The organism is Flavobacterium frigoris, from assembly GCF_900111075.1.
GTDB lineage: Bacteria > Bacteroidota > Bacteroidia > Flavobacteriales > Flavobacteriaceae > Flavobacterium > Flavobacterium frigoris.
In genome coordinates this window covers 48,536-59,475 of sequence record NZ_FOFZ01000007.1, presented here as the reverse complement: position 1 = coordinate 59,475, position 10,940 = coordinate 48,536, and the positions used below count along the sequence as shown (strand labels likewise).

The window sequence follows — 10,940 nt, the reverse complement described above, 5'->3', positions numbered from 1 at the left end:
TTATTGTACTATAAAATTATCTTCAATTGTCCAAAACCCAATACCTGAATCGCCTTCAATAATCGCCTTATTGTCGTCGCTCAAAGCAGTAGCAGGCTGCGTTTTGTTTGCATTAAAAAAAGTAACTATTTCTTGATATCCGTAGTCGACATTTGGAAGCTCCAAAATTTGCCCAGGTACTAAGTCTTCAGTAATACTAATCTTGTTCAGAACAGCAATGTCTAGTGCCGCTTCTACCGTTCCCAAATAGCGTATCGCTATATCAAGTAGGCTCTGACTGTTTAAGACTATTACTGATGTTTCCATGTACTTTTTTTAGAATTCGATTTTCTCTTTTCAACTCGGTTATTTCTTGCTGTTGCAATTTTATTTTACGGTCTTTTAATTTCAATTCTTCCTCTAGCATATCAATTTTTCGCTTCATTAAGCCTTCAAATTCTTTATACCTGCTTTCGTATCGAGATTTTAGATCATCAAGAATTTCCTTGTAATGTCCTGATAGTTTTATATCATTATCAATCGCTATTGTATCGGCACTTTCACGAGCTTGTAAAACTTCTACTTTTATTTTTTCGACTTCCTGCTTGTATTTACTTCTCGCAAACAAAAAACTCAAATAACCTGATGCGGCTGTCGTTAAAATTCCTAACAACGTGATTACTATTTCATTCATATTTCAATGTTTAAATTTTCAATTCCGTTGCTGATATCAATAATAGGATTTGCGTAGCCGTCCATATTTAACTGTACTTTTAAATCACGTTTAAATTCAGCCGCAGTAATAGTTCTTTTGATATAATTGATCGCACCAAAACCTACTAAAGGGAATTCTTTTAATTCTCCTGGTTGCAAGTCTAGAATATCTTCAACGTGTTGTTGATCGCTTTGGCCAGTGGCAAAATCGCCATCAGCAAAAGCCAAACCTCCTGTATCGTCTCTCAATATATCTTGTCTCATATTTATGTTATTGCTCCAGTTCCTGTTCCAGTTTGAGCCGCTGCGGTTCCTGTTGTGCTAACCGTTGTTTTTAAAGTTCCTGATTTGATATAATTTTTAATAGCTGTCATTAATTTTTCAGCATAAATAACTTTAGCTTGATCATAATCAACAGCTGTAATCATTTCATCCTGCAAAGCGATTATTTCCGCTTTAAATGCGTTATCGTTTAATGCCATTAGCTTAGTAATTGATTGGTTTTGGTTTTCAATTGATTAAATATTGCTACATCAGCAGCCGAAAACTTCCCAGGACCCGAAGGTGTCATTATAACCGCTTTAGTCAATTGGTCAAAACCATCGTTTAAAATCGATTTAAGGCTTAACTCTCCTGATTTAACAGTAAACTTTCCGTCCTTCATTTCAAATAACTGATCATTAATCTTAATCGTTATTTTCTCTATTTCTGAATGTCGAATAATAAACATTGAATCTGAATCATCCAGTCGAGCAATGACCACTTTAGAACCCACTTTTGGATAAACCGTAAATTGGCTATCTAAATCCTCAATTATGGCATTCAGCTGTACGTCTTCATAATCATCTACCGTACAAGTATCGCCTTCAATTGCTTTTACCGCGCCAACTATCAGCGTGAACTTTTTACGTTTTTTACCCAGTGCGACAATCGCCTGTTTTAAAATTTCGTCCACTTCACTCATAGCTTATAACTTAATGTATTTGATCGTTTTATTCCATCTGTTCCGTTAACATCAATGGTTACACTTTCTATAAAATACCTCCCGTCTTGATGCCTATCTTCGTACATAGGTCGGTACAATTGCGCCGCATCTCCTGCTTTAGTGATTGGATAACACCAACTGTCTAAAGTTCCTTCGAAGCCATCATTAGTTGCAACTGAATGCCGTGCATCTAACCATTTTTGCAAATCAGCTTTAACCATATTTGGCCACAGCTTCACTGTTTTTTCGTCACCGCCTTTTTCGCCTTTTGATACTTTGAGAACCGAACCGTTAGCCTGCTTGCTTTCAATACTTAACAATAATGGTTTTGGAGTTTCGATAAACTTCAAATTACTGCCACGCCTTACATTTTCACTAAAATTAAATGCATGCGTTGTTTCTGCTTTGAAATCGACAATCATCCCAACACATAATGTGGCAGGGTTTTTAAAATAGGCTCGTATGCCTGCTTTTTCTCTTAGTTCCTCTAGCACATTGTAAGGAGTAGCATCCTCAATTAACCATTTGCCTATACTGTAATCAGCATTACACTCAATCGTGTATTTAGCTGGTACCACCGCTTTTAAAATATCAATGAGCTTACCTGATTTGATAAACTTAGTTACTCTAGGGGCTTTCTTGAGTTGAAACATTTCATCTTCGCACTCCAATTGTAATGGCATTTCAGCCCCTATTTTTGTGATGTATCCTTCAAACTCTGTTTTTAGCCTTCCATCATAACCCAATTCAATTTTAATAGAGTCACCACGCTTCATAAAATCAAGGATAGATTTACCCGCTATATTGACTGCGTTACCTACTTGATCAACCGCATTTTTAAAAGCCCTGGGCAATTCTAATTTTGCCGTATCACTAAGCACCTGCACGCTCGATTCGATATGAATAGACTGAGCCACGGCAAACTCTAATTCCCCTCCAATAGTGATATTTAACGATATATTGTAATAGAGATAATTCATTATTCTTGGTATCCTGCGTATTCGATATTCGAAGCGACTACGACCGTTTTTCTAGGTTTAAGTAATGTGAAATTGACCGCTTTTATAGAACTGGCATTGATCGAAAATTGAACCGTATCCGAATACCCTTCAACTCGAGTAAAATTGACAGAACGAAAATAAATACTGTCAATATCCAATTCTTCAAACTGAGTTCCTATGACCTTGACTACCCCGTTATACTTCCAGTTCTGGTTCAATCTTCTAATTTCATCGGTTGGATACACCCTTTTTTCTAAATCAATCAACAGTCCGTTTATGGTAATATCCCAAGGTTTAGTTCCCCATCGCTCAACGATTATTGGATCATCATCATTTACCTCGGTTTCAATCAAAGATTTCTCTTGAGAAAAACTCATTAACAAAGGCGGTGCAAAAAGACTTCCTTTATCGCCATGCAATACAGTAAAAAATTCCAAAGTATCTACTTCAGGTACTTCCATTTTAACGTATTCAAAATCGCTTGACAGTTGTGGATAGACATTAAAACCGTAATCGTTTTGGGCTGTTTTATCTACAAAAACACGGTCGATTGCTTTTCCTGCTGCCATCATTCCGAAAGCGGCCGCATAACGTGCGGCCAAATCGATGGTGATGTTTTTAGGGAATTCCGTTACATCATTAAAAACTTTACTGTAAGCGTCTATGGCCATTATTCTGCTGTTTTTGGAGCTACTAATCCTTTTTTAATCAACCATTTTACTTGAGCCCATTTATTAATCCAAATGTCATCTGTTAACTTTTCAGGAAATGGAATATGAAGAAAATGACTGATCATCGCATCCATTTTAAAAACAATATCAAATTCGTCTTCATCAATCAGTCCTGGACAATCTTCTAGTACTTTCCCAAACGCACTTCACCAATTGGCATAATTTCAGCAATTGCCGCTACAGCCCCCATAAATAAATGACGGGATGCCATCACCTGATCAACATCAGTATGCAAGCAGTTTTTCACTAAAATCTCTTGAGCTTTCTTTGGATTCACTTGTGAATACTTCATGTATTCGCCTAGAACCACACGATCAGGAACACTTACAATAACTTCTATCTCGACGCCTTTTACTTCATCTTTTAGGAACGCACGTTGTAAGTATTCTACACCGCCTACTTTGTCAATTACGTCTTGACTTACTTCTTTTTTAGCTTTAGCCATTATATTTTTGTGTTTAAATTTGATTTAAAAAAACCCTCCCGAAAGAGGGTTTTCAGAGAAAAATGAAAGAGAGAAATGTATTTTTTAATTTGCGACGTTCAAATCGACTTTAAGAGCGAACAGCGGGTATTCCATCTTTAACCCCATTTCGCCAGTAACTTCGCGACCTTCCTTCATGAATTTAACCAATAGCTTATCCGTTATGATAACATTGTATTCATTAGTAAAAGTGATAATTACATCAAAAGGCTTAATGTTTAAAATTCCTCCTTTGGCTGCCATTTCAAGTGGCGTGATGTCATGCATCATGATTCCTATCGATGCGTTAGGAGTAATTTTTCCCTTACTCCAACTCGTTGCATTAGAGCCAAGCGTCCAGTTCAATTGATGCTCCTGTTCGTTTCCGTAAGTAGCTGATGTCACTTCAAGAGGTACACCATTAATAAAAACAGTACAATCAGCACTATCGTAGGCTTTTCCGTTTCGGGTTATTTTTGCCATTATTGGGTAGATTTCAAGTTAATAGTTCCGTTCAAATAACCCAGTACGCCAGTTGGCTGTACATTGAAGGCTACTTTTAATTCTTTAGCAACTAGAAGATCACTATCAGGGTCAATGGTCGTTTTACCGCCCGAAATTTCGACAGCGTTCTCCATATCATTAAAGATATTGTCGCCAATCGTTTCTAGTGAAACACGCACGCCAGTAGGTAATTTTCCTAAATCGTCAACTGGATAGGTCTTTTTGATTTTGGGTAAATAAGCCGTTCTTAATTGCCTAGCGCAATCATCCATCACACGACCGTAAGCAATAGTATGCTCGTTTAAGTTGCCTTCATCATCAATGATAATTGGGGCGCAAACGTGATCGTTGTTAATGCGAATTCCAGCTAGTCCAGCATAAGACAATCCAAATACATAGCCTTTGTCTTCAAAAGTTTGTAATTGTTCGAATATTTCTTTGTTTTTTTGATGGCTCGATAGTCCAGGAATCATCCAAGCGGATTTTTTTGCATCCATCAAATTAAAGGCTTCATTGTCCCCTATATTTTGATTAATGGCAGCAGCTGCGCAAACACCTAAAACGGTTCCCACATCGGCAAACTTTTGAGCGATACCCGTCTTAGTATCGGCATATTGCCAGTCTTGACCAATTACCATGGTTACCTTTGTAGCAGCTACATTTTCGATTTCTCTCAAGTGAGGCACTACAGAGCTCAAACCACCCAATTGATAACCTTCTAAAAAGATATGTGTTGGCATAAACTGATTGTAAGCCAATTCGGCCATTCCTTGAGCAAATGAAATTGCATCAACAACATCAGGAACTAAGCCATCCACTGGTACACCTGCAACGGTTGGATTTAAAGCCACAGCCAATTGACGCACTTTAAAATCAGAATCAATCAACAAACGTTTTAATTTATCGTTTGTCGTGTCTTGACAAATAGAAACCAAAGTTTCTGTTTGCGGCACGGCCATGAAGTTTAACAAAACGCCTTCGCCAGCATTACGATAAAACTCACGTACATGACGATACACGTTTACATTGTTATCCTTATCAAAGGCTTCAGTAATGCCTTTTTGAGCAGCATCAAACAATCCATAAAATTGAACCGTTTCTTTAAAAGCTAAAAGAGGAATGACAGGAGAACTCACAATGATAGCCGAAACCCGTCTATCATTGTTGAGCCTATTGGCACCTACTTTGCCTTTTTTAATATCTGCAGCATTTAAATTTGCCATTGTTTAAATCGGTTTTAAATTTACTTTTTGTCTTCGGTGTCTTCGTTTCCGTTGGTTCCTTCTTGAGTGCCTTCAGCAGTTTTTACTTCTTGAGAAGTACTAACTTCAATTTTAGCCACCAATTCAGCTGTTCTACCGTCATAAGCGATTTTAACCGTCTTACGTTCATCAGTTTCAAAAGGCTTTAATTCTTCTAGTGATTCTGCTTTTAGAATAAATGCAATGGCATCAGTAGCAGTCATAGGCTTAACTGCTTTATCATCTTCAGTAACTTCTTCAGTACGTTCAAATTTGGTCAATTTCTGACCTGCTTTCAAACTCAAAGTACCAATGTTCTCCGAAGTGAAAAATTCGCCTTTAGGATTTGCCCAAAGGACATCGTGTGTAGTAGAAGCAAACAACGTTGCCGCTGTTTGCTTGTTTGTATCTTTACTCATCTTCTTAGAATTAAGCGTTAGCAGTTACTAAAGCACCAATTGCACGGGCTTTCTTTGGAGATACTAAATAATAGTGACGGTAGTTTACGGCCGCAGCTTGATTTTGAGTATCAGGCTCATCGTAGTACATTTTGGTAGAACCTTCAGCTCTAAACATATCAGGAGCATAAAACACTACTGAAGCTACGTTGTGAATCGCTGGATTAAACACCGCACCAAAAGAAACTTTAGTGTTATCCGCTGCCAAATAGAAAGGCATGGCGTGGTACAAATACACTTTGAAACCGTGGAATAATGGTCTTAATTGACCAGTAGCGATGTTTAAGTAATCTTTGTAGAAGTCTTTTACTTCTTTCACAATACCTGTGTTATGAAGCGTATTCAAAACCAAAATACGGCTACCATCATCAGGTACACCAGCAGCCGATAATGCACCACCTAAATCGATGATATCGTTTACCGTTGCTAATTTTTTACCCGCTACAGTGGCTCCTGTAGTTCCCAGAACTGGAGTAGCTACAGTATGCGATTGTGGAGCTAATGCATGAGTCGCTTTTGCAAATTTCTTTGCCAAAATAGCGTTCTTGTGCTTTTTGTTGACTACAGCAATTTTAACGTACGTAATAGCATAAAGCTCATCATCTGTTACTTTAGTAGCTACAGTCGTAAATTTGTCCAACTGGAAAGCAATATCGCCATTTTCCAATGTAGAGTAACCAATTGGATAGGTTGTATTATTAATTAATACCTCAGGATCTGCGCCAATATCGACTAAGTGAATGACTTGATTTTCTCCGCTAGAAGAAGATGTAACGTGTCTACTTTCGTCTGGAATTTCGTTTAAAAACGAAGCTTCAATTTCGGGTTGAAAGGATTCGACTAATTCGCCAGTCCAAATCTCACGATAGACACCTGCATAAAGTAAACCTTTTACTTTGTTTGGAAAAAGGAACTGTAAGCCAGTACCTAAAGTAAAAATAATCATCGCTACAGCAAAAGCATTTAAGTCGGCTATAAAGCTGATTAATACAGCTGCAATGATGGCTAAACAGATATTACAAAGAATAGCTGGAATTGAAATTTTACGTGTTTTTTTCATAATTATTTATAAGATTGATTTATTCTAACCCGCCAAGGTTGTTTCTAAATGTGTGTTTTTACTTCTTGTATTTTGCGTCATACAATGCCTGCCATCCTTCTGGGTTTTCTCTTAGCAAAGCTTCTAATCCTTTAGAGTCTTCTTTTTGCCATTGATCCCAAGCCCAAGCTTCACGACCTGTAGCAGAACCACTACCAGTACCACCAGCATTTTGCATTTGTGCCTTAATAGGATTACGAGCAGGAATAGCAGATAGTACCGTTTTCAAAGCTTCAATCCCTGAAGTCGTTCCAATAGCTTCATAAGTCGCTTGGTTTGCAGGGGTAATTTTTCCCTCCTTTTTAGCTTGATCCAGTTCCGCAGTAATAGCCGCTTTGCCTTGGTCAGCTAATGCCGTTTCGGCTGTAATTCTTTTAGCAATTTCGGCATCAAGTTTACCTTGTGTTACAGTCGCTTGTGCTTCAAAATGTTTTTTTACAGCTTCAATAACTGCTGTGTCTGAACTTTGCTCATTTACACCTTGCAAGGAAAGAGCTTGAATAATTGGTAGTTTCATATTGTGATCTAAATTTATTTGTTGGGAATTTTTAGGATTGAGTAAAGCCGTGAATTGATAATACATTCCTTGAGCTCCTATTTCTTGTGGATTATAACTGGCACTTATGGTTTCGCTTTCGGCTTCCACAATTTCAGAAATCAAACCTTCCTTTAATGCTTCTTCAGCATCAAACCAGTTATCGCCTACCATCCATTTGGCGATGTAGGCTTTTGATTTATTAAGCCCTTTAGAAAAAGAATTGATTAAGTTAGTTTCAATCGAACGCAAAAGTTTAGCGTTGTTCTCATGATCTAAAGCACCACCATAGGTACTGCCAGATGGAGCGTGAATCATCATAAATCCATTTCTAACCATTTTCGGTTTTTTGTCTGTACGGGATTGACTGATTACTGCTGCCATCGAAGCGGCGATACCAATGATTATAAAATCAATTTCTTTTTTGCTGTTTTGGATTGCATTATAAATCAAATTACCATCGAAAACTGAACCGCCATAGCTGTGCATCTTTACAGTTATCTGACTGTATTTTGCTTCTAATTCAGAGAATAGCGAAATGAACTCCATTCCGTTTCTGTCCCAAATTTCACCGTAGGCTGTGATCGTATTATCCTGTACTTGAAATATCATTTTTAAAACTTTGAAGCAAAGATGTGATGATTGTGTTTCTTAAAAAACATTGTTCGCAAGGGTTGCAACATTTTTAGTTTACACCTTGATTTATAAGGACTTTTGCTATTTAATACCAAAAATTTACATGTCGAAAATGCTAACAAATCAGGCTAAAAAAGTAATGTCCGAAAGAATGTTTGTAGAGGACGGGATGACTGCAAAAGCGATTGCCGAACAGTTAGACGTATCCGAACAAACATTAAGTAAATGGAGAAAAGGCAAGGAAGGCGAAAAGGCATGGGATGATAAACGTGCCGAAATGCTCGCTTCACCCCACAAGATTAAAGAGATCCTATTAAAAGAATTAATCCTTGTAGCAGGCGGCGAAAAATCTAATGTAGATGCAGACGCACTTGCAAAAATTAATAAAGTAATAGAAAGCCTTTCTGATAAAATAAGCGTGCAAGTAGTCTTTTCAGTATTTAAAGAGTTTGACAACTGGATGGCTGACCAAGACCCTAAGACAGCGGTACTATTTACCGAATGGCACAAACAGTTCTTGTTATACAAAATCAATCTCGAGAGTTAAATGACAGCAGCGTTTGAAAAAATATTAAAGCAATACGAAGAGCACTGTAGAAAAGTAAAGCAAGCTACTACCGTAAACATAAATGAAAGCCCAGGCGATAAATTAAGACGCATCAAGGAGCTGGAAAAAGATTATGTGACGTGGTTTGAATATTACTTTCCTATGTACGCAAAATCTAAATGCGCACCATATCATATTGAAATGGCCGATTTGATAATCTCCAATAAAATCATTGATATCTTATTGGAAATATACAGATCAGGAGCAAAGTCCGTACATGCTGATATGGGAATCCCTTTGTACCTATATTACACAGGAGATTTGTTTTTTATGCTCTTAATAGGGCAAACAGTCGATAAAGGAAAGAAACTAATATCAGATGTTCAAGCACAATTGCAGTACAACCAAAGGCTTCTAAACGATTATGGTACCCGATATAAATATGGCGATTGGTCTGAAGGCGATTTTAGCACTATAGACGGAGTAAAATTTGTTAGTCGTGGTTTTCGTCAATCGGTTCGTGGATTAAGAGAACAATCTGAACGCCCTGATTATATCGTGATTGATGATGTTGACAGTATTGAATTATGCAACAATGAGAAACGTTCTCGCAAGGCTTATGATTGGGTTTGGGAAGATTTAAAAGGAACATTTGACGAAGGTTCGAAGCGCAAACGTTTTGTTTGCGCTAATAACAACTTTCATAAAAACACCATCATTAACCAACTCAAACAGGAGTTTGAACGGATTAATGAAAAAGCTAAAGCAGTAAAAAGAAAGTTCAAACACTTTATCATAACGGCCAAAGCGGTTAAGGATTTAAACACATTTGAACCAACATGGCCAGAAAAAACTAATGCTGAATACTGGCGAATTAAGTTTGAAGAAACCCCGTACCGTTCCTTTATGCGGGAGTACATGCACGTGCATATTCAGGATGGCGAAATTTTCAAACCTGAATACATGCAGTACAAAGAAATGCCCACACTAGACAAATATGACGCTTTGTGTTTCTATGGCGATTTAAGTTATAAAGATGCAGGAGATTACAAAGGAATGGGATTGGTTGGAAAAATTGGTAGAGAGTTTCATTTAATATTTTGCTACCTCAGGAAGTCCAGCCGAAAAGCATTAGCCGAATGGCTGTATGATTTAGTCGAAGACCATAAGCTGCTTGATTATAACATCACTTATCAAATCGAAGGATTGTTTGCCATGGATGACTTTGTCAATGATTTTGATACTGAAGGCGATGAGCGTGGATGGTACATTCCTGTAACAGCCGATAAAAAAAGTAAGATTGACAAGTTTGATCGTATTGAAAGCATGGCGGGTTATTTTGAACGAATGAATATGTTTTTTAATGCCAAATACCGAGGTAATAATGACTTTCAAACGATGGAAGATCAATTGTACGCTTTTGAAAAAGGAAGTGGTGCTAATGATGACGGACCCGATTTTTTACAATCAGGAGTATCCAAAGTCAATAAAATCACATTTGTTACCAAATTCGAACCAAAAACCAAAAGCCGAAAGGAATTATTAAGCGAAAAGAAAAACAGATTTTAAATGAGCCGATTTATAAAAGACACCGATTACGCTGTTTTGATTCGTAATGAAATCAAAAACATCTTACTAGAAAACTACAGCGAAACTAAACTTTTGAGTGCCGAACTAATGGCGATAGCTCAAATTAAAAACTATTTAGCTGGACGGTATAATGTAGCTACTATTTTCACACCATCGGACGGGGTAACGGACGACCGTAACGCATTTATTGTTATGATCACTATTGATTGTGCCTTATACCATTTGTATTGCTCTATAGCTCCAAACAAGATTCCAGAACACCGCTCTAATCGGTATCAAGATGCTTTGGACTGGTTAAAGGGAATGCTAGAACCAAACAAAACAGCCGATTTGCCATTACTCACAAACGATAGTGGCGAAACTAAAGGAACGGTTAGAATAAGCAGTAACAACAAATCAAGCAATAACAAATGGTAGTGTTACCGATTTAAAACACGTTTAAACTCAATTCTAAGGC

At 37.4% G+C, this 10,940-nt stretch carries 17 protein-coding genes; 3 read left to right on the top strand and 14 right to left on the bottom strand.

The features are described 5' to 3' along the window. The 14 genes from BMW63_RS10690 to BMW63_RS10630 all read right to left on the bottom strand — a co-directional run bounded on the left by BMW63_RS10690 (window position 1) and on the right by BMW63_RS10630 (window position 8,322). On the bottom strand, window positions 1-306 hold the full coding sequence (locus BMW63_RS10690; protein WP_074723463.1) for a hypothetical protein: 306 nt from the start codon (window positions 304-306) through the stop codon (window positions 1-3). After that, entirely contained in the window at window positions 263-673 is a 411-nt protein-coding gene (locus BMW63_RS10685; RefSeq protein WP_074723462.1) for a hypothetical protein, read from the bottom strand. Before BMW63_RS10685 ends, BMW63_RS10690 begins: the two co-directional genes overlap by 44 nt. Continuing rightward, complete coding sequence (locus BMW63_RS10680; RefSeq protein WP_074723461.1) at window positions 670-957, bottom strand: hypothetical protein; 288 nt, start codon at window positions 955-957, stop codon at window positions 670-672. Before BMW63_RS10680 ends, BMW63_RS10685 begins: the two co-directional genes overlap by 4 nt. Before the next feature lie 2 nt (window positions 958-959). After that, entirely contained in the window at window positions 960-1,175 is a 216-nt protein-coding gene (locus BMW63_RS10675; RefSeq protein ID WP_074723460.1) for a hypothetical protein, read from the bottom strand. After that, window positions 1,175-1,657, bottom strand: coding sequence for a hypothetical protein (locus BMW63_RS10670; protein ID WP_074723459.1), 483 nt, complete (start codon window positions 1,655-1,657; stop codon window positions 1,175-1,177). Before BMW63_RS10670 ends, BMW63_RS10675 begins: the two co-directional genes overlap by 1 nt. Then, window positions 1,654-2,658, bottom strand: coding sequence for a hypothetical protein (locus BMW63_RS10665; RefSeq protein WP_074723458.1), 1,005 nt, complete (start codon window positions 2,656-2,658; stop codon window positions 1,654-1,656). Before BMW63_RS10665 ends, BMW63_RS10670 begins: the two co-directional genes overlap by 4 nt. Beyond that, the gene (locus tag BMW63_RS10660; RefSeq protein ID WP_074723457.1) at window positions 2,658-3,350 is read right to left on the bottom strand and encodes a DUF6046 domain-containing protein; all 693 of its coding nucleotides are present in this window, start codon (window positions 3,348-3,350) and stop codon (window positions 2,658-2,660) included. The genes BMW63_RS10665 and BMW63_RS10660 overlap by 1 nt, the downstream gene beginning before the upstream one ends. Next, entirely contained in the window at window positions 3,350-3,475 is a 126-nt protein-coding gene (locus BMW63_RS18555) for a hypothetical protein (RefSeq protein ID WP_262488759.1), read from the bottom strand. The genes BMW63_RS10660 and BMW63_RS18555 overlap by 1 nt, the downstream gene beginning before the upstream one ends. 59 nt (window positions 3,476-3,534) lie before the next feature. After that, the gene (locus tag BMW63_RS10655) at window positions 3,535-3,855 is read right to left on the bottom strand and encodes a hypothetical protein (RefSeq protein WP_074723456.1); all 321 of its coding nucleotides are present in this window, start codon (window positions 3,853-3,855) and stop codon (window positions 3,535-3,537) included. Between the two features lie 84 nt (window positions 3,856-3,939). Continuing rightward, entirely contained in the window at window positions 3,940-4,356 is a 417-nt protein-coding gene (locus BMW63_RS10650) for a hypothetical protein (protein ID WP_074723455.1), read from the bottom strand. Further along, window positions 4,356-5,600: a DUF2586 family protein gene (locus BMW63_RS10645; RefSeq protein WP_074723454.1), complete on the bottom strand. Its 1,245-nt coding sequence runs from the start codon at window positions 5,598-5,600 to the stop codon at window positions 4,356-4,358. The genes BMW63_RS10650 and BMW63_RS10645 overlap by 1 nt, the downstream gene beginning before the upstream one ends. 20 nt (window positions 5,601-5,620) lie before the next feature. Then, complete coding sequence (locus BMW63_RS10640; protein WP_074723453.1) at window positions 5,621-6,037, bottom strand: hypothetical protein; 417 nt, start codon at window positions 6,035-6,037, stop codon at window positions 5,621-5,623. Window positions 6,038-6,047: 10 nt separating this feature from the next. After that, window positions 6,048-7,136, bottom strand: coding sequence for a hypothetical protein (locus BMW63_RS10635; protein ID WP_083380445.1), 1,089 nt, complete (start codon window positions 7,134-7,136; stop codon window positions 6,048-6,050). A 58-nt stretch (window positions 7,137-7,194) separates the two neighbouring features. Continuing rightward, on the bottom strand, window positions 7,195-8,322 hold the full coding sequence (locus BMW63_RS10630; RefSeq protein WP_074723452.1) for a Clp protease ClpP: 1,128 nt from the start codon (window positions 8,320-8,322) through the stop codon (window positions 7,195-7,197). 127 nt (window positions 8,323-8,449) lie between these two features. Here BMW63_RS10630 and BMW63_RS10625 point away from each other — a divergent pair, with 127 nt between their 5' ends. Genes BMW63_RS10625 through BMW63_RS10615 form a run of 3 tightly spaced genes read left to right on the top strand, consistent with a single transcriptional unit; the run spans window position 8,450 to window position 10,900 of the window. Then, window positions 8,450-8,893 carry a transposase gene (locus BMW63_RS10625; protein ID WP_074723451.1) on the top strand — a complete coding sequence of 148 codons (444 nt, stop codon included), beginning with the start codon at window positions 8,450-8,452 and terminating at the stop codon, window positions 8,891-8,893. Further along, window positions 8,894-10,462 carry a hypothetical protein gene (locus tag BMW63_RS10620; protein WP_074723450.1) on the top strand — a complete coding sequence of 523 codons (1,569 nt, stop codon included), beginning with the start codon at window positions 8,894-8,896 and terminating at the stop codon, window positions 10,460-10,462. Continuing rightward, on the top strand, window positions 10,463-10,900 hold the full coding sequence (locus tag BMW63_RS10615; RefSeq protein ID WP_074723449.1) for a phage protein Gp36 family protein: 438 nt from the start codon (window positions 10,463-10,465) through the stop codon (window positions 10,898-10,900). It abuts the gene before it with no gap. The last annotated feature ends 40 nt before the right edge of the window (window positions 10,901-10,940 follow it).

Excerpts from the sequence above, each read along its gene's own strand:
- BMW63_RS10690 (WP_074723463.1), bottom strand. The coding sequence starts at position 306 with ATGGAAACATCAGTAATAGTCTTAAACAGTCAGAGCCTACTTGATATA.
- BMW63_RS10685 (WP_074723462.1), bottom strand. The coding sequence starts at position 673 with ATGAATGAAATAGTAATCACGTTGTTAGGAATTTTAACGACAGCCGCA.
- BMW63_RS10680 (WP_074723461.1), bottom strand. The coding sequence starts at position 957 with ATGAGACAAGATATATTGAGAGACGATACAGGAGGTTTGGCTTTTGCT.
- BMW63_RS10675 (WP_074723460.1), bottom strand. The coding sequence starts at position 1,175 with ATGGCATTAAACGATAACGCATTTAAAGCGGAAATAATCGCTTTGCAG.
- BMW63_RS10670 (WP_074723459.1), bottom strand. The coding sequence starts at position 1,657 with ATGAGTGAAGTGGACGAAATTTTAAAACAGGCGATTGTCGCACTGGGT.
- BMW63_RS10665 (WP_074723458.1), bottom strand. The coding sequence starts at position 2,658 with ATGAATTATCTCTATTACAATATATCGTTAAATATCACTATTGGAGGG.
- BMW63_RS10660 (WP_074723457.1), bottom strand. The coding sequence starts at position 3,350 with ATGGCCATAGACGCTTACAGTAAAGTTTTTAATGATGTAACGGAATTC.
- BMW63_RS18555 (WP_262488759.1), bottom strand. The coding sequence starts at position 3,475 with ATGATCAGTCATTTTCTTCATATTCCATTTCCTGAAAAGTTAACAGAT.
- BMW63_RS10655 (WP_074723456.1), bottom strand. The coding sequence starts at position 3,855 with ATGGCTAAAGCTAAAAAAGAAGTAAGTCAAGACGTAATTGACAAAGTA.
- BMW63_RS10650 (WP_074723455.1), bottom strand. The coding sequence starts at position 4,356 with ATGGCAAAAATAACCCGAAACGGAAAAGCCTACGATAGTGCTGATTGT.
- BMW63_RS10645 (WP_074723454.1), bottom strand. The coding sequence starts at position 5,600 with ATGGCAAATTTAAATGCTGCAGATATTAAAAAAGGCAAAGTAGGTGCC.
- BMW63_RS10640 (WP_074723453.1), bottom strand. The coding sequence starts at position 6,037 with ATGAGTAAAGATACAAACAAGCAAACAGCGGCAACGTTGTTTGCTTCT.
- BMW63_RS10635 (WP_083380445.1), bottom strand. The coding sequence starts at position 7,136 with ATGAAAAAAACACGTAAAATTTCAATTCCAGCTATTCTTTGTAATATC.
- BMW63_RS10630 (WP_074723452.1), bottom strand. The coding sequence starts at position 8,322 with ATGATATTTCAAGTACAGGATAATACGATCACAGCCTACGGTGAAATT.
- BMW63_RS10625 (WP_074723451.1), top strand. The coding sequence starts at position 8,450 with ATGTCGAAAATGCTAACAAATCAGGCTAAAAAAGTAATGTCCGAAAGA.
- BMW63_RS10620 (WP_074723450.1), top strand. The coding sequence starts at position 8,894 with ATGACAGCAGCGTTTGAAAAAATATTAAAGCAATACGAAGAGCACTGT.
- BMW63_RS10615 (WP_074723449.1), top strand. The coding sequence starts at position 10,463 with ATGAGCCGATTTATAAAAGACACCGATTACGCTGTTTTGATTCGTAAT.